This window comes from uncultured Sanguibacteroides sp. (assembly GCF_900543425.1).
In the GTDB taxonomy this organism is placed as follows: Bacteria; Bacteroidota; Bacteroidia; order Bacteroidales; family Marinifilaceae; genus Gabonibacter.
In genome coordinates, this window is sequence record NZ_UQRQ01000022.1 from 11,289 (window position 1) to 36,122 (window position 24,834).

20 protein-coding genes are annotated in these 24,834 nt (G+C 44.1%); 3 read left to right on the top strand and 17 right to left on the bottom strand.

The window, feature by feature from the left end:
• Positions 1-90: 90 nt before the first annotated feature.
• From QZR76_RS11315 to QZR76_RS11390, 16 genes are all read right to left on the bottom strand, one after another.
• Entirely contained in the window at positions 91-531 is a 441-nt protein-coding gene (locus QZR76_RS11315; RefSeq protein ID WP_294142926.1) for a hypothetical protein, read from the bottom strand.
• Positions 458-4,312 carry a DUF6443 domain-containing protein gene (locus QZR76_RS11320; RefSeq protein WP_294142930.1) on the bottom strand — a complete coding sequence of 1,285 codons (3,855 nt, stop codon included), beginning with the start codon at positions 4,310-4,312 and terminating at the stop codon, positions 458-460. Before QZR76_RS11320 ends, QZR76_RS11315 begins: the two co-directional genes overlap by 74 nt.
• A gap of 17 nt (positions 4,313-4,329) precedes the next feature.
• Entirely contained in the window at positions 4,330-8,361 is a 4,032-nt protein-coding gene (locus tag QZR76_RS11325) for a hypothetical protein (protein ID WP_294142931.1), read from the bottom strand.
• A gap of 122 nt (positions 8,362-8,483) precedes the next feature.
• Positions 8,484-9,554, bottom strand: a complete 1,071-nt coding sequence (locus QZR76_RS11330) for a type II secretion system F family protein (protein ID WP_294142932.1) — start codon at positions 9,552-9,554, stop codon at positions 8,484-8,486.
• Complete coding sequence (locus tag QZR76_RS11335; RefSeq protein WP_294142933.1) at positions 9,544-10,062, bottom strand: hypothetical protein; 519 nt, start codon at positions 10,060-10,062, stop codon at positions 9,544-9,546. Before QZR76_RS11335 ends, QZR76_RS11330 begins: the two co-directional genes overlap by 11 nt.
• A complete protein-coding gene (locus QZR76_RS11340) occupies positions 10,052-10,414 on the bottom strand; it encodes a hypothetical protein (protein WP_294142934.1) in 363 nt (120 codons plus the stop codon). The genes QZR76_RS11335 and QZR76_RS11340 overlap by 11 nt, the downstream gene beginning before the upstream one ends.
• Positions 10,402-11,628 carry a hypothetical protein gene (locus tag QZR76_RS11345; RefSeq protein WP_294142935.1) on the bottom strand — a complete coding sequence of 409 codons (1,227 nt, stop codon included), beginning with the start codon at positions 11,626-11,628 and terminating at the stop codon, positions 10,402-10,404. Before QZR76_RS11345 ends, QZR76_RS11340 begins: the two co-directional genes overlap by 13 nt.
• Before the next feature lie 43 nt (positions 11,629-11,671).
• The gene (locus QZR76_RS11350) at positions 11,672-12,139 is read right to left on the bottom strand and encodes a hypothetical protein (protein WP_294142936.1); all 468 of its coding nucleotides are present in this window, start codon (positions 12,137-12,139) and stop codon (positions 11,672-11,674) included.
• Positions 12,139-12,549, bottom strand: a complete 411-nt coding sequence (locus QZR76_RS11355; protein ID WP_294142937.1) for a hypothetical protein — start codon at positions 12,547-12,549, stop codon at positions 12,139-12,141. Before QZR76_RS11355 ends, QZR76_RS11350 begins: the two co-directional genes overlap by 1 nt.
• Positions 12,513-13,025, bottom strand: coding sequence for a hypothetical protein (locus QZR76_RS11360; protein ID WP_294142938.1), 513 nt, complete (start codon positions 13,023-13,025; stop codon positions 12,513-12,515). Before QZR76_RS11360 ends, QZR76_RS11355 begins: the two co-directional genes overlap by 37 nt.
• The gene (locus QZR76_RS11365; RefSeq protein WP_294142939.1) at positions 13,022-14,014 is read right to left on the bottom strand and encodes a hypothetical protein; all 993 of its coding nucleotides are present in this window, start codon (positions 14,012-14,014) and stop codon (positions 13,022-13,024) included. The genes QZR76_RS11360 and QZR76_RS11365 overlap by 4 nt, the downstream gene beginning before the upstream one ends.
• Before the next feature lie 11 nt (positions 14,015-14,025).
• On the bottom strand, positions 14,026-15,909 hold the full coding sequence (locus QZR76_RS11370; RefSeq protein WP_294142940.1) for a secretin N-terminal domain-containing protein: 1,884 nt from the start codon (positions 15,907-15,909) through the stop codon (positions 14,026-14,028).
• An 11-nt stretch (positions 15,910-15,920) separates the two neighbouring features.
• A complete protein-coding gene (locus tag QZR76_RS11375; RefSeq protein ID WP_294142941.1) occupies positions 15,921-17,342 on the bottom strand; it encodes a GspE/PulE family protein in 1,422 nt (473 codons plus the stop codon).
• Positions 17,339-17,824 (bottom strand): hypothetical protein, encoded by a 486-nt coding sequence (locus QZR76_RS11380; protein ID WP_294142942.1) that lies wholly within the window; start codon positions 17,822-17,824, stop codon positions 17,339-17,341. The genes QZR76_RS11375 and QZR76_RS11380 overlap by 4 nt, the downstream gene beginning before the upstream one ends.
• Positions 17,825-17,827: 3 nt before the next feature.
• A complete protein-coding gene (locus QZR76_RS11385) occupies positions 17,828-18,238 on the bottom strand; it encodes a type II secretion system protein (RefSeq protein ID WP_294142943.1) in 411 nt (136 codons plus the stop codon).
• An 8-nt stretch (positions 18,239-18,246) separates the two neighbouring features.
• The gene (locus tag QZR76_RS11390; RefSeq protein ID WP_294142944.1) at positions 18,247-18,984 is read right to left on the bottom strand and encodes a winged helix-turn-helix domain-containing protein; all 738 of its coding nucleotides are present in this window, start codon (positions 18,982-18,984) and stop codon (positions 18,247-18,249) included.
• Positions 18,985-19,701: 717 nt separating this feature from the next.
• On the opposite strand from QZR76_RS11390, the gene QZR76_RS11395 reads away from it, so the two are divergent.
• The 3 genes from QZR76_RS11395 to QZR76_RS11405 all read left to right on the top strand — a co-directional run bounded on the left by QZR76_RS11395 (position 19,702) and on the right by QZR76_RS11405 (position 21,993).
• Complete coding sequence (locus QZR76_RS11395; protein WP_294142945.1) at positions 19,702-19,959, top strand: hypothetical protein; 258 nt, start codon at positions 19,702-19,704, stop codon at positions 19,957-19,959.
• Positions 19,960-20,396: 437 nt separating this feature from the next.
• A complete protein-coding gene (locus QZR76_RS11400) occupies positions 20,397-20,783 on the top strand; it encodes a hypothetical protein (protein ID WP_294142946.1) in 387 nt (128 codons plus the stop codon).
• 100 nt (positions 20,784-20,883) lie between these two features.
• Entirely contained in the window at positions 20,884-21,993 is a 1,110-nt protein-coding gene (locus tag QZR76_RS11405; RefSeq protein ID WP_294142947.1) for a DUF5700 domain-containing putative Zn-dependent protease, read from the top strand.
• Between the two features lie 243 nt (positions 21,994-22,236).
• Here the strand turns inward: QZR76_RS11405 and QZR76_RS11410 are convergent, their stop codons facing one another.
• Entirely contained in the window at positions 22,237-24,822 is a 2,586-nt protein-coding gene (locus tag QZR76_RS11410) for a zinc-dependent metalloprotease (protein WP_294142948.1), read from the bottom strand.
• Positions 24,823-24,834 lie beyond the last annotated feature (12 nt).

Consider the following 24,834-nt stretch of genomic DNA (forward strand, 5'->3'; position numbering starts at 1 on the left):
CTTCGTTTTGGACGGTTCTTAAGTGTCAAAATCAACTAAAGAACCGTCCTTTTAGGCTAATACAAATCTTTTCGTGGTTTTATGAAGTAATCACTTCTTTTTTTTAAACACGACATTTGGATTCTTTTCATACATTTGGGGTATGAATAGTATTCTTACCCCGTCAAAACCACTAATTACCCCGTGGAGTTTTTCTATGGAGTATTTTTCTTGCACAGACAGGGAATCCAATATAAATATACCATTTTCACGAATATCTCCAGTTGCATCAAAATAGCAGCGAACGTAGAATTGATTCGGAATAGTTGTCGTGTCCATGTCTATCCAAGTCCCACCATCTATTCCACCATGCCATATGGCAGATTCCGGGATACCCGGTTCTCTTGGAGGCGCCTCTACTTTTTTGCTATTCCAACAACAAACACATAGTAAGGATATTAAAATAAACAGAATTGCACTACTTTTCTTTACCGTACCACAACCGTTGCCACCAGTTTTGTTCCGAGCTTGTTTTTTTCTCTTTTTCATCATACCGAGTCGTTTGATCGTTATAATTTATTGTAATACCGATACCGTAATTATAAAGGAAGTTGTAATCACTTATTCCCCGGTACTGTTTTGTTAAACTGTACGGGTCAGGCACTTGAAACCACGGAGCCCTTTTTGATATTCGATCGTCCTGCTTTAGCACATCTGTCGCAAAATCTCCGCAATTATTGGTTAATAACGAGTATTTTTTTCTCTCTTTATTCTCGTTTTCTTTTAACCTGCTTTGCGCAAAAGAATTCATCTCGTCAAACTTGTCGCTTTCAAAATAAAATCCGGATGCGTCATATACTTTTCCTTTTTTCTTTCCACTTTGTTCTGAAATAAATTTTATCACTTTATTCAAGGATTCGGCTGTAGGCCTGTTATTTTTGTCCATTATTACATTAGGAACAGAATAATGATTCACGAAACCTAATTGTGCGATATCGTATCTACCGTATTCATAATATTTTGTAACACCTGTCTTGTTATTTATCAATAACACCCCCGCGTGTCCCGTGTACGGTATCCCTCCCGCTGGATAATCTTTCCACACGAGTAAAACTCCATCCATCCCGTTTGGATCAAAAGCATTTATCGGGTTATTATAACAATAAACATAGGGAGTTAATGAAAAATACTTTTCCGTCAGTATATCTACACAGAACCACCGCCCGAGTTCGGCGTCGTACATCCGGGCACCGTAATCGAGGAAACCGAGGTTACCCGTGGTCTGATCTTCCTTGCCGTTGTATTTGTAACGGTTTCCGCCTTGCTGGGCGTAATCAGCCCGGACGTGTCTCGCACCGAAAGGGTAGTAGTCGTTTCGCTCCTTCACGGTTCCCGACTGATCCACGATGCTCCTGACGCTACCGAGGTGATCCGTCAAGAAGTAACGAATCTCGGTACCGACACGGCTACCCGCCGCAACAAGAATACGGCCGCTCGCCGTGGTTGCCCCTTCCAACTGTATCCCGGCGCTGTTTTTAACGTATGTCAAAGAACCCAAGTAATAGAATCCGTTACCGCTCGCGTCAGCTACCCTTAACTTCGTCCCGTCGGCCAAATAAGTGTAGGAAGCTTTTAGCGTGGTTCCGGCCTTTACTGCTGATAACAAATTTAAAACATTATATTCAAAATTCAAACTTTTTCGACTGTCATTTATCATGTTCCCGTTGGGGTCGTGAGAGTAGGTCCCGGTAACCCCGTTTTTGGTCAGGCCGGTCAATCGATTTCCCGTGTAAGTGTAGGCCAGCGTCGAGGCGGATACTCCCGTCCGGGTTAGGGTCAGGATGTTGCCGTTACGATCGTAGGTCAATCCCTTCTCGTCATAAGCGTTGTTCCCGGAGAGGGCTGTCCATGCCGTTCCGCCCTGGTAATGAACGCTGCCTGACAGACGGTTTAAACTGTCGTAAGAGAGAGCGTACATCACGGGAGCCGTGGTCCCGTTTTTCCATTCCCACTCGCTGATGTCACCGTTGTAGTACTTTTTCCCGGAAGCACCGAGGGCGGTCGTCTCGTAACGCAAGGTCATGGTAAAAGGGGTACTGGTCTTGGAGGTCAGCCATCCCCGAACGTTGTAGGTCATCGTCTCGGAGAGGAAGGTGGCTCCCGTCTTGTACTTGTTCGTCTTTAACCGTCCAACGGCGTCATACTCGTGTTGCACCACGGCGGGAGTTCCACCGTTCAGGGTGCTGCTCGAGGAAAGAAGACGGCCCCGGCGATCGTACGTGTTCACCGTCTCCAGCACGTCGCTTCCCGTGGCGCTATAACCGTGGGCTTCACGGGTTTTCAGGACGTTCCCGGCGAAATTGTAGGTCATGTCGACCCGGCTCTTGTAACCGAGGAGGTTGTCGCTCGCTGTCTGGATAACCCGGCCGAGGTCGTCGTAATAGGTGGTGGAAGTGAGCCAGGTGCCCGTGCCGAGGACACGTGTCTTCACGCTCGTGACCTTGCCCCCGGTTCTCGTGCCCGGGGCGGTGGCGTACCCGGCGGTAGCGACAAAGGGAATCGCTATCACGTTACCGCTGGCAGGATACGTGTCATACACCGTGTATTTCAGGGCCGTTCTCGTCCCCGCCGGGATGTAGCCCGAGCTGGCGGAGGCCGCTGTTTGAAGAGCGGCATGAGTGGTAGCCGCCGACAAGATCACCTCGCCGGATTCCACCTCCCGGTTGAGAGCATCGTAAAGGGAGTAACTCCACCTTTTCGTGTCCTCGGCCCGTTGCTTACCGTCCTGGCTCATCACGAGTCGATCACGCTTGTCATACACCAGGTAGACGGGATCACATCCCGGTAATTTCTTCTCCGTCACGCGGCCCTTACCGTCATAAGCGTAGTAATAACCGTAAAGACCCGTTATGCCTGCTGTCAAAGGACCTCGAGCATTCGCCTCGGGCGATAGCACGTGTCGTAAGCGTCCCAGGTCGTCGTACACGTTGCTGGTGGCCAGGCGTTGCCCGGAGAGATACGCCACGCTCTCGATCACTTCCCCTTTCGCGTTGGTGAAAGTCTCCGTGATGTTGCCGTCCTCGTCGGTGGTTCTCTCCCGCGAGAGGGAGTTAACCGGGTAATATCCCCCGTCGACCAGTGCCCCCGTGGCGTCGACCTTCCAGCGGCGTACCTCGTTGGCCGTGTTGGTACCGTAATAGCGTGTCAGGTATTTCGCGGCCTGGTGCCAGCTTTTTCCCGGTCCAGTCTCGGTCAACACTCGCCCGAGAGGACTTGTCTCGAAGGTCGAGAAGCTAAACGCGAAATTACTCTCGTCCGTCCCGTAAGCGTTTCCCCAGCGGGAGGCGAAAAGGTTCTTATCGAGGTAAGTTCCGGTACCGACCGTGCTCTCGAGCGGCAGAAACTTTTTTTCCTCCCGACCCAGTTTACCGAAACCGAAGGGAGTGACGATGTCCTTCCCGGCAGGAGAGGCAGCCACGGAGACTAATTGTTTGGAGCGTCCGCCGGGTCCGGTGTAAAGCACGTCGTCCACCCGCTTGATCCGGTTGGAGGTGACAGTTTCCGTGTCGTAACGACCGCTGATCACCTGGTCCATTCCCGCGGTGTAGAGTTTACCGTCGTAGTGACAAACCGTCACGCTACCGACCATCGCGATGGTTTCTATATCCAATGTAGCCTTTATCTCGTACACGCCGGCTTCTCTCACCTTAAACTCGATGGGATGATCCAGATAACACTCCCATTTTTCCTTTTCTATCTCTTCGGCCTGAGCGTCATCGGGCCATTCCGGAAATAGACTCAGATCCGGATTGGCAGGCCCGTAAAGATACGCCACTTGTACCCCGTCACGGTAAAGACCGTACTTTACACCCGGTTCGGTGCCCGACAATCGAATAACGACCGAGACCGTGTCGACCACGACACCACCTCCCGATACCCGGAACCGTTGCAGGTTACCGTATCTCCCTTTTTGTCGGAGATACAATGAAGTTTGAGCCAACTTCAATCGATATTCTTTATAATATTCTCCTGTCAATCTCGGTATCGTCAAAGTTATTTCTCCCGAATATCCTGCCTCTTCTCCTTCTACCACCGAGATCGTGGCCGAAGAAAAGGGTGTACCTTGATACTTTTGTCGCAAAGCGGTCTGAATATTAGCGGCACTTGCATAATCCGATGTAAAATAATTGATCTTTACCGTTCCCCCACTCTGAGGAAGAACAATACGTTCCGGGGTGAATTGAACGATTTTATCCAAATGAACCAGAACTCCCTGACCTGCCACGATACAGTGGACGAGCAGCAAGCAAAATAATATGTATATCGTTTTCATGATCTTGTTTTTTACGATTAATTATTACCAGGCTGTACATGATAGTGATACTCCTGGAGAATGTTTCCATCTTTATCCCTCGCCCGAAGCAATCGTCCCTGGTGATCATATTCCCGGCTTTCGAGAATCCCGTTTCTGCCAATGCGATAAACGACATTTCCTTTACTGTCAAGACTGGTCAATTCAAATTCGACTCCATCGGGACAGAGTGCGGCAGACAACACATTTTCAAGAGAGCTTAACGTCAAGCTTGCAGATAATTGTGCTCCCGTAACAGGGATTTCACCTTCCAAGCAATAGAATCCCGTTCCCTGGGGAACCGTTAGCGTGTGTTCTCCGTTCCCGACAACGGTCCCCGATTTAGTGAATGTCCATGGCATGCGCCAGGTAAGAGTTTGAGTAGAAGAACGCTCTACCAGTAATTTATACCGGTACTTAGTACCGACTACTTTATTTACAAGTAAGGTATTAGGTGTGTTTATACCCATTTTATCCACGCTCGGCAAGTAACACATCATATCAGGCTTCCGGGTATCAAACCGGATCGGATCGACAATATCCTGTATCATATTTAAATAATCCGCCCGAGATATTCCAATATTATTTTGTCTGCGATACCAAACCATTTCGTATTCTCCCTGCACCTGCTCCTTTTTACCGGCCTCCTCAAAGATTTTTTGACGATGTTCTTTACCTTGTAAAATATCCTCCACGATCTTCATAATTTCTTTATGAAGTGTCCAGGACTCACTCAAAAAAGAATCCCGTAAAACACTTCCAGGGAGATTTTGATGAAAATTGTAGTAAGTTTCCAGCTTTTCTTTCATACTCTTAGTCGGAAGCTCGCTTACATTAATATGCTTTAATTCGCTCTTCCGGTAGCGATCGAATGCCGCCACGGAAGAACGATCGGCCTGCGCGGCCACGAGTATACGATTACCGGTCTCCTCGTCATAGACGTAAGTCTCTTTACCCGCCGCGGATTTTACTTCGGCAACTTCCACTTTTGCACCCACGCCGGAGTAATGTAATTGGTTATCCACGGTATAGGCCGACTGCGCCTGTGTGAAGTAATTATTCAAACTACCGCTTGCCACGCTGACGGGATTCACCTGGTTCGACCGCAACAATTTAGAAGGCAGGTAATAATGTTTTCCACCGATCAGGGTATCCATGTAGGTCGTCACCTCTTCACCCGCGAGTAGAAAACTCGTGCTGCCGGGAGTTTTCACGTACTGGCTCGAACGAACGGGTAAATAAAGCATATTAGCGGCACGCATATCGGTCAACAACGCACTCGTGTTATCGGGAAAGGCATCCATCACCACCTTTGAATCCTGTTTATATTCTGTCCCGTCGGCCGTGGTCGTGACAACACTCGTGGGGGTAGTTCGCCGGGTATTCCCGTAAGTGTAACTTCGGGTGGTCTTGTTATATTTTCCGGTAAACGAGGTTTTTGTAAAATCACTCTCGGAAGGTGTTCCGGCAGCTGCCGATTCCTGATCGAAGAAATCGTACTCCACCTCCCCGGTCAAAACAGTTGCTCCCCCGTAATATATTTTATAAAATTGGTCCGGTACTACCATATTCTCCCGGGGTTGCACGTTGGGGACATAAAAAGTCGTATAGGGATTAAAATTAACCGTAGTCTCCCCGTTCCAATAAAACGGTATATCACGATTCGGCATATATGCCAAAGCGTTTTCCGTATTTACAAAAAAACGGAACGGCTTCAATTGTTCCAATTGGGAAGAAAAAGCAAAAAGAGAGAGACCGGAGAAGTAGTCATTTTTGACCGTTGCGGCAATCGTGTAAGGTGCTCCCACGTTACTGACCAATGCCTGAGAGTAGCGATTCTTTTTCAATTTCAACAATCGTCCCTGTTTATCGTAAACAGCTGTACCGAGGGGTAGCCCGTGCAGCCAGTATGGATAAAAAGAGCGTTGGTTCAGTGATGTCGTCTGGAAAGATTCGGGTACGCAAAAATAGTGCGCGATGTACCCGTTTCCGACCTGCTCTTCCACCACGTATCGGTAAAATAAACCGTTATTCCCCGTGTTAAGAATGGCCATTTCATCATCTTGCACCAGAGAGTGAAGAATCTTGTCTGAAAAAGTACCATAATTCAGCACTTTTGTCAGCGTCTGGTATCCCACCGCTAACACTCCGGAACCCACGTTACCGGTAGCGGAGAGATTCCGATAATGGTAGCGGGTGGTATCCCGGTTCCCTTCCCCGTCGTCCAGCACGACCTCCTTCACCCGAATTCCCCCGTACTTACTCCCGTTATACTCGTTCAACTCGTAATCCACGTTTAACTTCCAACCTCCGGTTCCGGTAATCTGCCGCAAAGAGTAGGCTTTCGCGTAATCGGCATTACAAGAGCGGCCAGGAAATGTCGTCAGTTCGGGGGGCAGGCTTAAATGTTCCGATTGTACATAAGGGTAATTCGTTTGTATTTCCGCCACTAAAGGAATTAAGTGTTCGATATTCGGAGCCGATCCGTTATAATACCCCCATACATCCCGGGTTTTGGCATGCAACGTATTCAAGTAATAATCAAAATTATAATACCCCAATAATCCGGCTTTTTCATTTCCGATTGTCAATCGACTCAAGGTTCGTCCTTTATAGGAAAAGTTAACCTCCCGGATCACATCTTGTTTATAATTCTGCCATTGAATTCCGGTAATAGAACGTCCTTCTCCCCAAAAGACAATACTATTTGTACCCCAGGAAACCCGGGCCAATTTTTTTTCCTTGACCGACTGACGAGTAAAATCATCTACCTTACTGACCGTCTTCGTGGTGGTTTCTTCGATATCGAGTCTCATGTAACGTAATATTTCGGTCAAACACCCGCGAAGAGCAGAAGCATCGTACAATAAACCATCGTCAATGAATCTATCCAACAGATTCCGTACATAACTGATTCGAGTCATCGCTTCGGAACAGGTTTCGGAAGTAAAAGTCCAATCCGACAGACACCCGATGATTCGATCGGCAGCCATAACCTGACTCATTACATTGTAATCGATTACGGTATGCAAAGTCGGGATACGGATTATATCCAACTTACTACACGTTATCCCGTATTCCTTCGAACGTTGTACTTCTGTCAATACTTCCACGTAAGCAGGAATATTTTCCACGTTCTGAGCCAATTCTCTGAACCGGATATCATTAGGCAATTGCGAAGCATAATATTTAGCATTATTTATATTCGTCGTAATCTGTCTACTATAACGATCGATCTTACAATCGCGTTCCTTCATCCCCTTTCCGTAATTATATACCATCTCGTTCCACGAAGTATAGTCGACAACGGAACCGTCCGTGTAATAAAAACGGATAGGATCATCACCGGGAATTTGAATTTCACTTAAATACCAGGAAGAGACAAAATCTCTATTCCAGATATTGTTTCCCGCATCGTTCGGATCCTGATAACAAGCTCCTAATGTCATTTCCGGAACGGAAAAGACATATTTCACTCCGCTCTCGTCCGTGATCTCATATCCGTCTTCTATTTTTTCGATCAAAAGATTCGACTTTTCCAAGGTTTTTACGACCACCTGACCGACCTCTTTTACCTCGATAAAAGAGACCTTCCGTCCGTTGAAAAAAGCCGTGAAAAGATCGGATTCTCCATCCTGCTCGTGCGTATTTACTTTTTTCTTTGTTGCCGCAGAATGATCCAGCGTCTCCAGTAAAAAACCGCCGTAGTAATCGTCGGCCAAACCTCCGCGAACCGTACGGGTAATCACTCCCCCGCACATCAGATTCCATCCTATCCCCCAAGGCCCTTCGGCCTCGTCCACTTTGACTCCTCTGGCCGAATAAACCAAAGAGACAGGAAGGGTAAAATGCCCGGAAGATAGTTCAAACAGAGGAATCGTGTAATTAAAAGTTCCGGTACTGTAATCGACAGACGAGCTCTTTAAATCGGCAAGTCCTTTTGCCTGTTCACCCGGTTCAAATTTTTGTGCACGGGACATTCCGAAAATACCCCAACATAATATGAATATAAAAAACACTCTCTTTTTCATAATTTTTTAATTTTAGATTTCACTTTTGGTTCCATCGGCCTATTGCCGACAAATCGTTTTTAACTAATGTTCATTTTCCTTTCTCATAAGCACACATTTTAAAAATTCGACATTTGATTTCATTACCCGATGACTCCCCCGAGCTTAAACATCGGCAGGTACATCGAGACTAACACGAGGGCAACAAGTCCCCCGACACACAGTATCAGAACGGGTTCCAACAGATTCCCGAGTTGTTTCAATTCATGTTCCAACTCTCGGGTAAGATCTTCCGCTTGCTTCGAAAGCATATCTCCCAGACGATTGGTCTCCTCACCAACCCGCACCAGAGTCACTAATTTTCGATCGTAAATCAATGGGAATACACTCAACGTATCGGCAAACAGTTCCCCCTTTCGTAACCCATGACTAATCCTATCGAATGAAGTTTGATAAGGAAAAAAGGTAATGATATCCCGTAATAGCTCTATCCCGTTTAACAGGGGAACCCCGGAGCCGTAAAGCAAGTAAAGCAGCTTGCAAAAACGGGCTTCCTGATTTTTTCGAACTAATCCCCCTATCCCGGGAAGTCGCAGTAAAAAAGAGGAGAGGAGGGAACGAACCCGATCGTTTTTACCCTGAAAAAAGAAAAAGAGTCCCCCCGTAATCAGGATACCCAAAAAAGTCAATAAATAAACCGGAAAATTGCCGGATAACGAAATAATCCACCGGGTTATAGCCGGAAGTTCTCCTCCCATGCGAGCATACACCTGTTCGAACATAGGGACAATGACCAAAATCATAAATACCAGTACCAACATTGCCGTCAAGAGGATAATCAACGGGTAACTCACGGCACCCGTTATCATTCGGCGTTGTTCCTCCCGTTTACGGTAGTAATCGGCCAAAAAACGTAACGATTCATCCACTCGTCCCGTCTCTTCTCCGATCCGTAATACCCCGCTATCCAACGGAGAAAATTTTCCACTCGTCACAAAACTTTCCCAAAGCGAATGCCCGATAATCACGGATGCATATAGCTCCTCCAACAAAACTTTTACTCGTTTGTCCGTCTCCCCATCGATGAGTAACCGAAACGAACGCCCGAAATCCAAACCGGAAGTCAAAAGCGAGTGTAATTCGGAAAAAAGTACCTCCTTTTTCCCGTTTTTCAATCTCCAGTTTTTCCGAAATACATCGATATCACTCTTCATACTCGTATATTTTTTCCTGCTCATGCAGTTTATCCGTAATTTCTCCAAGACGGCGATTACCGATACCAAAAGGAAGATCTAAGATTTTTTTCCCCATCCGCAGATATATCCGCAAAGAATCCGGAAAAGAGAGATCTTCCTTAGAGGATATAAATTCCCATCGTTCCACCGAACGAAAAAGCGTATCCGTACTCTCCTCACCAACCCGCACAACAACCGAATCCCTCTTTTCCAACACGGAATAAACCTCACCGTTTCGATAAAGGAATAAACGCTCTCCCCGAAGCTCGGCACGATCGTTCGCCTCGAGTAAACAATCCATTCTCCGGTAGTTATCCGACAAACGATAGGAGGACAACAACCTATCCGTCAGTCCGGCCGTCAACCTTCGAACCAGATCAGCCCCGTCAAAGAGAGCCAGAAAGAGGAGGGCAGAAACCGTTATGACAACTAATATTTCTACCAGGGTCGTTCCTTCCCATTCAAATCGTTTTACATCAAATTTCATTGTTTTCGGATTTAATCAGATAATCGTACCGGCTATCCCTTTTGCCCCGCAAGGGATACACGTGAATACTCAATCGTTGTATTTTACCCCGGTAAGGAATCAACTCGATCTCCAAGATTCCCCCGTCGTAAGTTCTCGTGTAGTTTCCCGAGGGAAAGGCCCCCCTCGAATAGTCCTGAAAACACCGTTTCACGGCTATCCAAGCACATAAGTCCTCTCCCGGGGATTGCTCCTTTAGCATCACGCGTGTCAATATCTCCATCGTGACCATAAAAGCTCCCAACCAGATAACGGAAGCCACGATACACTCCAAAAGAGAAGAGGCTCGCAGTTCATGTCTCAATCTACCCATTTGACCTCCTTTCTCTCGTAATTCTTTCCCATCCAAAAGGGATAAGAGACCAACGAAGTCTCCAGCAGAGCCACATCATAAAGAATCCCGGAATAGAACCCTTCCGGGGCAAAATAGTAACAGGACCGGGCATACAGGCTACCCGAAACAATCCCGTGTACCTCGGCGATACCGTCCACGTACACCAATCCCCGCACCCTGGAACTCTTCGATTGAAAATAGTTGGCCGAAGGAACTTCGCTCTCCTCATCATGCCCGGATACGATAATATAACCATTTACTTCACAACACTTTCCAAAACGAATAAGTCGCCGATCGTTCTCTCCGCTCACCCACAGACCCGAGCCGGGAGACAAGCGGACCTCATCTTCCAGAAGAATGGAATCCCGCGCAAATACCTGCAGACTTCCCTGAAATCCGGCAGCAATTTCGACTTTACGGGCCACGACGATTACGTTCTCCAAGCGATTATCCCGTTCCAGAAAAAGCTCCCCCGGAGTATACAGAATTACCCGCCCCCGCATATCGACTCCGGAAAGGTATTCCCCCGTTTCAAAACAAAGAAGCGAATCGGTAAAAGATCGATGTAGATACTCGTTCCCCGCGAGAAGAGGATACCCATCGAGAGAAAACAGTTTTTGAATCCTGTCGACATACTCCTTTTCAGGAAGGGGAAACTCTTCCGGACTCTGTTTTATATTCCTAACATCGACCTTTTCACCCCCGAAAAAGACCGAACGTACCTGCGTATAAGTAATCCCGTTACGAGGAATCCAAGCTCCCCCCTTCACGTATGTTTTCCCGGCCAAGGAAAGAGTTCGTCCGTCTTCCGGCAGAAAAAGAGTCGTTCCGTATTCACCCTCTCTTCTCTTTCCGAATATCCGGGTTCCCCGTGTTCCGTTACGAACCTTCACGGTGACCGCCTCATACAATCCCCATTCTTCCGGGGTATATTGTACCCGGGAAGAGGAATCTCCCTCGTAAAGCAGATAAGTCCGATCCTCCCGTAACCTCTCTGTCAAAGTACTGTCCAGAGCATAAAGTACAAAAGCAGACTCTATATGTGCCCGGTATCGTTCCCGTTGTTCCGATTGATATCCTAACGTTAATTCAATGTTCCACAACGACATAACAGACAAAACGACCAATAACATAAGCATGCAAACGACCAATACGGTAGCCAGCACCGAAGCCGGTATCGTACAATTTTTCATAATTTCAAAATTTTAACGGACGGACAATAAAACGCCTGTCCTTTTACTCATTTTCCATGATTATCGTGTATCGCTTACCTCTCTTACTCACGATAACAGAGTCCGCAAACACGTTACAAACCAAGAATCCGTCGATTTTGTCGGTGACGGCAACAATCCGTTGCTCCTCTCCCGACACCACCAAAAGAAAATCTTTTTTCCCCTTTTTAATTTTACCCAACAAACGAAATCCGGGAGGAGACTCCACTTGCTGAAGGAGTTCCCGCTTTTTTCCGGGAAGTCTTCCCCGGGAGACAGGCAGAGCCGATCCATGACCTAAAAAAGGGTCCCGGTAATTTAATAGCAATGCGACCTCTGTCCCGACAGGAGACGTTCTCGGTTCCATCACGGGAATCTCCGTTTTTATCCCGGAACCGGTTAACCCGATTACCCGGACCGCAATCGTACCCCAAATCAAAAGAGTCGATGCCAGTAATATCCATTGGGTCCCGTTCTTTTTCAATGCTTTCATCACTCCTCTTTTGAAGGTAAAACAACAATCCTCCGTACGGAATACAATCCTTTATAAGCCGAATTCTCCGGCCTTACCCGCCATTCATAGGTACCTACATCCAAGGTAAAAGAATATTTATTCCCTGTCACAAGCGTATCCAGCAAATAAAACTCAGGCCGTTCAAAACCGGGCTTCGCCACTTCCAATCTATAACCCGAAGCCCCGGAAACTTCCTCCCACACGAAATTTTGTTCCCCATGGGGTGTCCGAATGCTATCGGCCGGAGCTATCAAACACACTCTTTTCTCCGAAATATCTTTCTCGAACAAATCTTCACATCCTCCCAACAAAAGCAAGAGAACCATACAACCGGCCACCCTTTTCTTCCGTTTCACTCCCGATGATGTACGCTTAATTGTTGTATCCATAACGTCATTTTTAATTGTTTCTTTTTCTTCACCCTGTCTACGGTCGTACCAAAAGCGACCGAAACCACTTTTCCCAATGATTTATCCCGTTCGATAAAATCCAATAATTTCACTAAAGAGATAAAATCTCCCGAAAGAGTTAATTCCCCGATATCTATTCTTACACTCCCTTCCGTTCGAAGCAGATAAGGAGTATATTTAGACACGACGGTCTCTCCTTCCGTAAGCATGGGTGACAATTTTTTCAACCACAGCCCGTCCTGTAACACGGCTTGTGAAGAAAAAACCTCTTTTACCCGCGGTAGACTACTTTCGTCCGATTCCATCCTCAATTTTTCCAACACGCCCAGTTTCTCTCTATACTCCTGCCAGGAAGCAACCGTTCCCCGAAAACCTAAAAACCAGGCTATCAAAGGCAGGGCACACAACAAGCCGGCCAGTTTTATAAAACTCTTATAGGCTCTCCATCCGTTCATAACCGAATCTCTATTTTAAAGAGCGACTGTCCCGTATCCCGTTCCCGTTCCAACGAAATCAACTTAACCTCCCGGGCGAAATCCGTTTTCGTCAATTCTCCGATAAACCGCGTTATCTTTTCCGTTATCGCACATCTCCCTTTGCAACGAAGCAAACCGTCACGAATCGACAAGGGTTTTCCCTCTTCGTAAACTTTGAGAAGCGGGCCGATCTCCAAAGATTCCAGCACGACTTCAGGAGGAATAACGGCAGCCATCCGGTCGACGATAAAAGCATTCCTTCGATTTCCGGTTCGCCGGTATTCATTCACGACACGTTCCACTTCTCTCGAATGTTTATCCCGTGCCGAAACATTACGTTCCATCCGAGTCAATTCGGTCTGTAGCAAAGAATGACGTTTCCTCAACGTGTCGTTCCACAGGAAATTGACCAACAATAAAGAGAGCAGACAGACCAAAACGGGTAATCTCAATTTACGCCTCAGAAGAGTACACAAACAACTTCCTCTTTCCGTCGGCTCCATCAATACCTTCCATGTCAGTTCTTCCTGAAAAAAGCGGAAGAGATACGACTCGTATTCCCGTTCGTCGACAGAAGAACTCAAATGAATGCCTGCCACGGGAACCTTCTGCTTTTCCAAAACAGCCGACAAAGCCTCTATTCTCTCTTTCCGGGTAAAAACGATCTTCATCCCATCCCCGGGAAAAGACTCCCTTTCCCATAAAAATTCACCTCCGACAGTTATTCGTTCCATTCCACCTCCGGTCTCATCGAATAACTTCGTAATAATCCCCTCTCCCGTGAACCATATAACAACAGGGTAATCAGGAGATTTTCTGAAAAACGACTCCGGTTCCACGCTTCGTTCCTCTCTTACTATCGTCACTCTTTTTCCGCGACAAATCCCTTCCAGGTAATCCACAACCGGATCACCCTCTCTCCTCATTCGCACAACCAGGAGTCCCACTCTCTTCAATATTACACTCAATCCTCTCATTTTCAATAGATCACCATAGGTTTAATAAACACGTTTAACTTCTCATCCACCTTACTGTTTTTCGTCGACCCGAATAACCATTTCAAAACCGGAACCCGGGCTAAGAAAGGTAATCCGCTGGACGTTTTTTCCCGGCTATTGCGATCTATCCCGCCAAGCAATACCATCTCTTCGTTTCGCACCTGAAGCAAAGACTTAAAACTCCGGGTGGCAGTACCGGGAGGAGCATCCTTCTCCTCCCGGGTTGTAAACTCACTCTGTTCGATCTCGATCGAAAGAGTTATCTTCCCGTCCTGACTCACGAAAGGCACGATCTTCAGCGTCAAATTAGCCTCTATATTTTTCCAGGTATAAGACTCTGTCGGAACCGGGATCTGCGACCCGTAGTAATTATTTTGGACCTCTTTATAATACTTTGTCTCCCCGCTCTTAAGCGTTGCTTCATGGCCGTTTAAAGTAGAAAGTTTCGGAGTTGAACGCAATTCGATATTCCCGGCATCCTCCAAGGCTCTCAGGTTAAGGTAAAAATCAGGCGTCACTTTTCCCAAATTAATCGATCCGAAACCGTTAAAACTATTGATCAATTTATTGATCGAGGAAGCCGAGAGCGACACGGCCACACCCGGACTTAACGTACCGCCTGTTTTTACCGGTTTATCTCCGAGTCCGGCCGTTACACCCACTTCCCGGATGACGCTTTTTCTGGAATCCACGATCAATACCTCTATCGTAATCAAGGGTACACTGCGATCAATCGACTCCAGGAATCGTTCCACCTCCCGTACCTGACGAGTTGAACCGGTCGCAATAATACTATTTTGATCCGGAAACAACTGTACCTGCATTCCGGTCTTCATGGCCGTGGGTATCAACTCCACGATTTTATCTGCCGAACGATAACGCATCGGTATCACCCGGGTTAAAACCAATTCGTTATTTTTAGTCGTCGAACCGAATAGAAATATTCCATTCTCTTCCCGGTAAGTAAAAGGCGTACCGGCAAAAAGCACCGAAAAAAGAGCATGTAAATCAACATTCTTCACGTGTAGCGCCGTCTCCTGATTCAACGGAACCAGAAACACCCGGTCGATTCCGAGCAACGCACACACGTCCGCCACGATGTCCTGAATATTTCCCCGGTTGATCGAAGCCGTTATCCTTTTCAAACTATCGACCGTTATCTGATCGGCAGAAAAACCGCGCCTCCTGTTATAAAGGGGAGCCGAATCGCTTTTATCCCCGGCAGTTGCCAGCGGAGCATACAACATCCATGTTCCGCTTTTCTCCCGGCCAATCTCCAATTTATTTCCGGAAGCTAAAACCGTAATAGCCTCCTTCACCGGCATCTCCCGTACATATCCGGATACCTGGTAGCGGTATAAATCAGTAGGAACAACGATCTGCTGTCCGGTCAAAACACTCACTATTTTAACGACGGAAATCAGATCGTCATCCCGAAGATCGTAAGACAAAACACCCTTTACACTATCAAATTCTATTCGGGGTTCCCGCACAACGGGAGCAGACTGTTCCGGGGAAGTAATCGAAATAATATTCCCCACAACTTCCAAATCCAAACGATACTCTTTGCACAGAAAAAAAAGCAGATCATTGACACGAATCCGTTTAAAGTTACAGGTAACCATCTGCTCCTCGTCCACCTTGTAACAAAGATTCACCCCGTTTACCCGGGCTATGGTTCGAAAAAATTCTCCAAGCGACAACTTCCCGACAGAAATATCGATCTCGGAAAGGTAAACACTATCCCGGGCAACAACCCGTTCCAACCTCACCCGGACAGAATCCAGCCGCTCTTCTTCTCCTTTCACCTTTCCGACGAATACCTGTAAAACAACAAACAGTAGAATCATTTTTATGCTCATCATCATATCTCTTTTTACGAGTTTATTAAAGTCAACACTTCCTCCAGAGAGGTCTGTCCCGTCTCCAGTAATTCCAGAGCCGAATCCGACAAGGTGCGAATATTTCGTTCCCGAAGATACTTCCCGATGTCGGACTCCTCCCTCCGGATCGCCCCGGATAACTCTTCATCCACCGGAATGACCTCGTATATAGCCTTACGTCCCCGGTAGCCGGTATAATAACATTGCTCACACCCTACAGGTTTAAACAGAGATTTCAAACGATGAACGGTTGAAATTCGACCTGAAACCGCCCCGGCCTCTATCTCTTGTTTGCAGCAAGGACAAAGCAAACGTACCAACCGCTGGGCCACACAGAGAATAAGCGTATCCGCTATCAAATAGGGATGCACTCCCATATCTACCAAGCGGGAGACACTTCCCCAGGCACTATTCGTGTGGATCGTCGAAAAAATCAAGTGTCCCGTGAGTGAACTTCGAATAGCCATTTGCGCCGTATCCGTATCCCGGATTTCACCCAACATGATAATATCCGGATCTTGTCGCAAAAATGTACGCAAGGCCGCCGTGAACGTCAACCCGATCTCCTCTTTCAACTGTACTTGATTTATTCCTTGCAGAGTGTATTCAACCGGATCTTCTATGGTCAATATATTACTAGTCACCTCGTTCAACAAACGAAGAGTGGCATACAAAGTCGTACTTTTACCAGATCCCGTGGGTCCGCTAATCAGAACCAACCCATGCGGCTTCCGTACAGACACAAGGTAATCCTCCAGTTGCTTCCGGGAAAAACCCAAGTTTTCCAACTCCAATAGCTCCACATGGCGGGTTAATAGACGCATCACTACTTTTTCCCCGTGAATCGTCGGTAAAGAGGAGACCCGGACATCAAATTTATCTTCTCCCTGTTCGTAAAGAATACGACCGTCTTGAGGCAACCGTTTTTCAGATATATCCAAATTGGCCAAAATCTTTACCTGATTGACCAAGGCCGCGTAATTCCCTTTCTCGATCACGTAACGCTCCACCAATTTTCCATCCAACCGAAAACGCACCCGACAACGCTCCTTATCCGGTTCCAGATGAATATCACTGGCATACTCCCGGTAAGCCTCTTCTATCAATCCTTGCAGAAACCCCGGATTTCCCGAAGCCGGTTTACGTTTTAAGCGTTCTCTCTCGACCGCCTTTCCCTCGTTACGATACGATTGTTTTATCAACCGGGAAAAGAGTTCTCTATCCAAAGAGTTTACAACGATTTTCTTTCCGGTCAATACCTCCAATTCGGTTACAACCGATTCATAATTCCGACCGGACTCCCCGTAACAACATAACGTATCCCCTTTCGTTTCACAAGGCACTAATTGGTACTCCCACGCTTCCCGGGCAGAAAAAAGTTGAAGCATCTCGGTAGATACATGAATTTCTTTCATAACATTGAATATTGAACAGTACACATCGGAAACAAGAAGCGGATTAAAATCCGAATCAGGTAACAAATACCGACCGTCGCCACTAACGGAATCGTCAGCTCTCTTTTTCGTTTACAACAAACGCCCCATCCTACCAATGTCAACAAAAACGAGATTACCAAAAACTTCGGGAACTCCAATCCCGCGAATGCCGGGGTCAGGAAAAAAAGAAAGACGATATCTCCGCTACCGATAAAACGGCGGGTCGCAAACGCCACCCGACCGTATTTCAGTAATAAATACAAAGCCACACCCAGACCTAAAAATAAGAGGACTACACTATTTACCCCGGTCCGTACAACAGTTTCATATATCCCTTCTTTCATGAAAACAACGATAAACTGTAAGCTTCCGAAGACCAATAAGGTGTATACACTTATTACCCGCCTTTTAAAATCGGAACGGATTAATAGCATCAAAGGTATGGTCAACAAAAATTCCATCGTTTAATCTTTCGTGATTTCTTTCAGTTCCTTGTCTTGATTGATCTCCCAAACATTATACACCCCGTCGCCGTCAAAATCCACAACCGCCGTAGCTATTGCCCGGAAACCTTTCTCGTTGGCCTCCACGATCTCAATCCGGTAATTGGCATTTCCCCCGTCCGTCGTAAGCTTTGCCTGTTCGAACCCCAACTCTTCCAGCGAGGTGGAATAACGTGAGTGAGTGTAAAAATTACTCTTCTGCAGGGTATGCAAAAAAACCAATTGCTGTTGCGCCTCCGTACTCTTCGCTTTTGAAATCAACGGCATCAGATTAGGTAAAGCGATCAACACCAGAATGCCGATAATCACCAAAACAACCAATAATTCAGGCAGGGAAAAAGCCTTTAAACAAAAACTCCTTTTTTTATTCATACTATTTTTCATTTAATACATTCATATTGATACTCATTTTCATCGAATACATTTGCCTCTTCCTCGTCCTGTACTTTTAACATATACCCCATCTGCCAATAGGTCACAATCTCGACATAAGGTATCGGTTTCAATAATTTACGACAACAGGATATGATCTTTCTTAATCCCTGAACATTGGATTCGTCATCGCATCCCCATCCCTCTAACAATAGGCTTCGACGCCGGACGACACAAGAGCAATTTTCGACCAGCAGTCTCAATATCGCATATTGTTTTACCGTTAACCTCGTGGCCGAACGTCCAACAATCAATTCGGATACATTCCTTTTCAAATAAACATCCTTGGCCACTTTCAGAACTCCACCCCGCCTTGCATTCAAACGATCCTCTCTTTCTATCGCCTGCGCATAAGCCAAAATACCTTCTGCTCCGCACTCTTGACTTATGTATTGGTTAGCGAAACCATTCAATCCGTTTACAACCTGTTCAGCAATGATTTTCTCCCCGACTAAAATGACATAAATATTACAATTTTGACGTTTTATCATTTTAGCATAGGTTGTACACGAATACCTCTCGGGATAATCCCTAAGAAACACGATATCCGGAGTCCGCTTTTTACAGTAATCACAAGCTTCCCCATTACTTTTAACAACAATCAAATGATGTCCATTACTTGTAAATAAATCGACTACCTTTTGAGTCATATCAGACCGTTGTTCTACATAAAGCACTAAATTCATAATTAATATATTAATTAATTTCTGATAAATTTAAACACACAAACATGCACTAAAAAGGCAGTAAACATTACTTTTTCATTCCTTTTATTACACACATTTACACTATTATTATCATATATTCACCACAATATTTCCCAACAAAAATATCACACTACCAATAATCAGTTATTAATAAGGATATTAATAAAACAAGCAATAAGATCATCATATCAAAACAGTATAAATATTTACATCAGTTAATATTTTGATGTTTTTTAATAGAATCCATATTCATCAAAATTTAGTGAAAGAAAAATAAAGAGATCAATGTCTCCAATCAGATTATGTAGGGTACATTATATTTTGATTCCTTCTATTTCTCATACCAATATCGTTAAAGATTCTCAAGCAATTTATCTTCCTACACTCATTCAATAATAACACAAAACATCCGCTCAACATTCAAAATTTACACCCACATATTACAACATAAGAACATTTAAATCCATTTTACCAACACAACATACTGTATACAAGTGATTTATCTTTATTACAACAAAATAATAAAAGAATGTTTACTCCCTTTTTACTGCTCTTTCTTTGATATAACATCAAGGCACGAAAAGTCAAACCTTAAAAACAGACGTGCCTATGAAAAAAAACAGCTGAATCTCAACCCGACACATTGGGAGTAAAATAAGCCAACGGGACAAATGTTAAATCAAAAACGACAAAAATATGAAGAAAAATGTAGTATTTTTAAAGAGAACAAACGGTTTAAAATGGTTATGTTGTATAAGCATTTTAATAGGTTTAGTACAAATCGGTAATGGACAGGAATTTTATGTGGGAGCTTTTTCAATACCTCCCTCTACCGAGAAAATAACGGAAACTGGAGCAACAAAAAGCTTTGTTTATGACGAAAATGGTAATATGACCACTGATGGACGTCGTGGAGTAAATATTTCGTACAATAAGATTAATTTACCACATTGAATTTCGAAAAATTCAGAAAAAATTTCGTATATTTACAATGCTGATGGAAAAAATTAGCGATACAAGTAGGAAGTTCTTTGACATACTACCGTAACGTGATGATATATGACGGGAATAATCTATCGAGTATTCTTCAACCGGAAGGAATAATAAGAAAAAGCGGCAATAGTTATGTTTACACGTACGCGTTACAGGATCAGCGATGGTACGAAATGCAGGCAAATACATTTGCATCTCGTTATTTTAAAAAACATTATAATATAAACTGGTTTAGTTTATGGAAATCAGAAAATTATCCTACAAAATAATGCTTACGAACTTTAAAATTATATTATATGAAAAATGTTTTATTTATATGCATATTAATGGGAATGATACTATCTTGTGAGCCATATTAGAATACGGACTTTGGGTTAAATGCGACAAATGATACCATCGTGATAACTTTAGGAAAGGAGGAAATTGGAAAGTTTGCCGATAAAGTCTCTTCTAAATTTCCTGTAAAACCCAGTTACGCGGAGCTTTCACCCATGAGCAGAGCATTATGTAATTATGGTCACGAAAAAATACATCCATATGATACCCTTTCCATTTTTATTATCCATCCTGACACGCTACAAAAATACGAGTGGATGGAGATTGGAGAACAGAAAAATACATGCGAAAATACACGAAAACGATTGAAGAATTTGAAGACGAGTACCCTGATGAATATATTTTCATTTATTCTGGACAAGAAGAATAATCAATGTTTGTTGAATAAATATCTCCAATTCGGTGAAGGCGTCATCGTGATGCCTTCATCTTATAACCCGCGGAAATAGTTCTCGAGGGCAATTAACAATAAAAGCAGTTTTAATATTGACGTCACGTTTAGCATTTTTATCAATCGTAAAATATCTATATAATAAGAATAAAATTACAATGAACAAAATACTTTTGATCATCTTATTAATATTAAATAGTCCGATATTAGTTGCTCAGGATATTAATTTAACATCTGTAGATGAATTCTTTAGAATAACATCAACTTTAAGGCAAGGGAAGAAGATAAACAAAGAACAATGGCAACAATTTGATAACTCCAGTGGTTATGCTATTTTCTCCCGCAACCAAAACAAATTTATCATTAATACTATAAAATCTTCTATTTATATGGTGTTCGGTAATGAGAATAAAGCGACAAAAGACAGTATTCTTAATATTCCAGAAGAAGAAATATCCAAGGACAAAATAAAGATGTTAAAGAAGCTCATTTTAACAAATTTCCAAGATATTAACGAACATTATTCATCAATCAAATCATTTCGTGATAATTATGATTTTGATTCTTTACTAACGAAAACAGTTCAAAGATTGAGTTTGTTCCTCTGTTGTGATACGCTTAATTCAGCTATTAAATTAAAACCCATATATTTCTTCTTCTTTAGTTCAGATGGTAAAGACATGGAAGATGCTCTCTATATCGATTTCAATCTAATATATAACATGACAGAGCAACAAAGAATAAATTTTCTCGCACATGAGTTTTTTCATAATTACAGGAGTCATTTTGAAAATCACGAATTTAATTATAAAGAAGATTTAAACTTCATGCTTGATATGATACAGAATGAAGGAATAGCTGATCAGATAGACAAGTATATGGGTTATAAAAAATACTACTCCGACATCTTTAAATCTCCTGAACTGGCAAAGATATTTACAACGTTATATGATAAAGCAGAAGATGATATAAAACAGTTACAAACAATAATCGTTCAATATTCTAAAAACAACATAGATAAAAAAACTATGATAGATAAGCTTCTTGAAGTTTACAAATATAACGGACATGCCATTGGCTTCTATATGTCGAACCAAATTATCAAAGCCGGATTTAAGAATGAAATGATAAAATCATTTTATAATCCATACGAGTTTTATCGATTGTATAATTTAGCTGCCTATAAAAATAAAACCTTCATACTCAGTGACGATTTTATGTTTTTCTTAAAAAGCATAACAAAAGACCACTACACGCAAAATCAATAAACAGCAGTATAGAATGACATTTTCAACAAGGTTCTCGTCGGGAATGCCCTGTATTTACCCCAGGACGGGTGTAGTAGGCTATACCTGCACGGGCAACCGATTATATAAACAGAATCGAAAAATTTAAAAACAATAAAAAAAGGAACTGGTTAAATCCTATCTCTAATCAATTATAATATGATGAAACACCCCCAAAGGTTAACTTTGAGGGTGATCTTCATATTAACTTATAAAAATGAAACGTTAAGAATCGGCCAAGGATTGTTTGATTTTAAACAAGAGGTATTCGTAATGTTTTCGGGTTTCTCCCGAACTTCGGGTTACTTTATCTTTTAGCATGGATTGTATATCCAGCAACATCTCGTAATAAATCGAAGAGACAGGGGTGTTGTTTTGCCGAATTCCCGGAGCAGGATAAAAACCGGCACGTTCAGGCATCATTGCTCTACGTGTCAATTTTTCCATAATCCCATTGCCGTATTGCATTGCTAAAGGCGTCTGGAGCGGTATTGCCAGAGCATTTTTTGACAGGTAGAGAGTGGCTGGAGCCGCACTCACGGTAGAGGTATTGATCACGCTGTTTAAGAACGACCGTTGCAAATCGATCTCTTCAGGTCGTAGTGCCCGGTTTTGTAATGTTCCGTCCCATACCCACCGGTACAGATCGTCCATATATTCCCGAATCGTATAAGTACGGGAAGGTTTTTCCGAACAAAAAGAAACAGCAATCATTCGACTGAAGAGGGTGGAAACGATCAACGACCGCAGCCCCTCTTTCTTGCTTTCCATGATTTCAAGCTCCTTCATGATTTCCGCATCATCCCACCAGGAAAGATCCTTGGCCAAATCGATCAAGAACTTTACAGCCGCCTGTTGTTGCTTTTTGGGAACCATCTCGTAGGGCATAGTTCCGTCTCCCATCTTAACATCCCGGAGATAACATCCCCCGATCGTGTTGGCTACTTCCCGGACCTTATTCGTCAACAAATACTCCATATATTGTAACAGTTCTTTACGCTCATTCATATCGGTATCGCTCTCGGCATACCATTCATGCAAGTGCGGAAGAGCGGCTTTCAGGTTCCTCACCAAATAACCTACAGCTTTAACCTGATCGTCACCCAAATCCCCGGAAACCACCGAGGGATCGAACGTCGGATAAGAAATCTGTTTTCTACTGAATCTGCAATAAGAATCTTTCAATCCCTCCCGTATCCAATTGTCCAAAATAGAAACTTCATCCTGAAAATTCTTTTCAGGTATCGGTTGATACAACCATTTAATCACGTAAAAATCATAAGGCCCCAAGCCTTTGGGAATCATACGTACCCCTTTTTTCACATCTTCCGGTTGCGCTATATAATTACAGGCAATTCCGTCCATGATAGAAGGAGAGAGTCCGTACTCGTTCGTGAAGGTTACAGAACGCAAAGAATCGACGGGATAAGCATAGGATGCCCCCAAATTATTCGTCAATCCCAAACAGTTGCCGACGGCTTGCATGACATGCATCTTCAACATCTCCCCCGTCATCCGCGAGGAAAAACCCACTCTCCTCACGGAAGGGTCTGCCCCCATCGTCTCTGCAGAGCGATTATTGAACATGGAACCGATAATATTGTTATGTATATAAAGAGAGGCATTTAAAATCTCTCCGCTTCTGGGATCCTCGTGTAAAGAGGTTTGGATGGCCGTCATCCACAAAACCGAAGGCGAATACCGAATGGTGGAATTATGAATATCATTGGCATCGAAATCGGGGTCATTACCGGGGAAATCGACCACCCGAATCACATTTTTAAATCCGATTTTCTCAAAAGCCTGATTCCACTCCTCCGCTCCGGCTTTTATATAAGGCCTCCAGAATTCCGGCATCAGAGAATCCAGATAGAACACGATGGGTTTCCGGGGTTCCACCAACTCTCCGGAACGGTATTTTACCTCGTCAACCGGCTCCAACTTCCAACGTTTTGCAAAATAAATCGGTTTCACACCTTTGTTGGTTTGGGAATAATCGACTTTTCCTATCGGCATCACACCGATTCGAGCATCGGCCAAACGAGGGCGCATCGGCTCCTCCGGCAGAAGCAACAGCATTTTATTTACGGTAACACTCACGGGAACTCCCAAGGCCACCGGATATTTACCGAAAACAAAACGATCCACGTCGAATCCCAACTCGCACGTTACACGGATCTCCCTGTCCTTAACCTGAATATCTTTTAAAAAAGAGCGATCCAGCTGAAATTTATGTATCCGAACCACAAAACCGAACATGGAGTTTCCTCCAAAAGAGGTAAAAGGATTCGTGTCATGCGAACTTTCCAGAAACAGAGGGGTCACATCTATCAGAACGGCACTTTTATCCGGTGCCTGAGCCTCTATTTTAAAGCTCTTGAATACACCTCCGACATTCGCTTCCTTCAATGCCCGGGTCAGACCTTCATCATTTCCGGGATCATAAACCGAACCGGAAATTAAACGAGCCTGTAACAACGAATCCTCCCGGGTAAAACGGAGATGTACCCCTTTCCCCGCAAATTGTCCGACAACTCCCTCCCCGTTATCACTGATATCTTCAATGGAAGAGGTCAACAGAACATCCTTGTTTAATAATGCTATCGGGAATTCCATGTATACCTTTCCATCCATCTGATGAAGTTTCACAAACCCTTCTCGGGTCGTATATTTTTTCCCTTTAAAAAATTTCTGATAGGGAGTTTCGACCTTTTTAGGGGTCTCTTCTTTTTTCTTTCGTTTGGCTGAAACCTGCAAACAGAGGCCTAAAACAAAGAAAGAAAGAATACTGATATAGATTATTTTTCTCATACTTAACTTTCC

Coding starts and splice junctions, on each gene's coding strand:
- QZR76_RS11315 (WP_294142926.1), bottom strand. CDS start 531: ATGATGAAAAAGAGAAAAAAACAAGCTCGGAACAAAACTGGTGGCAAC.
- QZR76_RS11320 (WP_294142930.1), bottom strand. CDS start 4,312: ATGAAAACGATATACATATTATTTTGCTTGCTGCTCGTCCACTGTATC.
- QZR76_RS11325 (WP_294142931.1), bottom strand. CDS start 8,361: ATGAAAAAGAGAGTGTTTTTTATATTCATATTATGTTGGGGTATTTTC.
- QZR76_RS11330 (WP_294142932.1), bottom strand. CDS start 9,554: ATGAAGAGTGATATCGATGTATTTCGGAAAAACTGGAGATTGAAAAAC.
- QZR76_RS11335 (WP_294142933.1), bottom strand. CDS start 10,062: ATGAAATTTGATGTAAAACGATTTGAATGGGAAGGAACGACCCTGGTA.
- QZR76_RS11340 (WP_294142934.1), bottom strand. CDS start 10,414: ATGGGTAGATTGAGACATGAACTGCGAGCCTCTTCTCTTTTGGAGTGT.
- QZR76_RS11345 (WP_294142935.1), bottom strand. CDS start 11,628: ATGAAAAATTGTACGATACCGGCTTCGGTGCTGGCTACCGTATTGGTC.
- QZR76_RS11350 (WP_294142936.1), bottom strand. CDS start 12,139: ATGAAAGCATTGAAAAAGAACGGGACCCAATGGATATTACTGGCATCG.
- QZR76_RS11355 (WP_294142937.1), bottom strand. CDS start 12,549: ATGGATACAACAATTAAGCGTACATCATCGGGAGTGAAACGGAAGAAA.
- QZR76_RS11360 (WP_294142938.1), bottom strand. CDS start 13,025: ATGAACGGATGGAGAGCCTATAAGAGTTTTATAAAACTGGCCGGCTTG.
- QZR76_RS11370 (WP_294142940.1), bottom strand. CDS start 15,909: ATGATGAGCATAAAAATGATTCTACTGTTTGTTGTTTTACAGGTATTC.
- QZR76_RS11375 (WP_294142941.1), bottom strand. CDS start 17,342: ATGAAAGAAATTCATGTATCTACCGAGATGCTTCAACTTTTTTCTGCC.
- QZR76_RS11380 (WP_294142942.1), bottom strand. CDS start 17,824: ATGGAATTTTTGTTGACCATACCTTTGATGCTATTAATCCGTTCCGAT.
- QZR76_RS11385 (WP_294142943.1), bottom strand. CDS start 18,238: ATGAATAAAAAAAGGAGTTTTTGTTTAAAGGCTTTTTCCCTGCCTGAA.
- QZR76_RS11390 (WP_294142944.1), bottom strand. CDS start 18,984: ATGAATTTAGTGCTTTATGTAGAACAACGGTCTGATATGACTCAAAAG.
- QZR76_RS11395 (WP_294142945.1), top strand. CDS start 19,702: ATGAAGAAAAATGTAGTATTTTTAAAGAGAACAAACGGTTTAAAATGG.
- QZR76_RS11405 (WP_294142947.1), top strand. CDS start 20,884: ATGAACAAAATACTTTTGATCATCTTATTAATATTAAATAGTCCGATA.
- QZR76_RS11410 (WP_294142948.1), bottom strand. CDS start 24,822: ATGAGAAAAATAATCTATATCAGTATTCTTTCTTTCTTTGTTTTAGGC.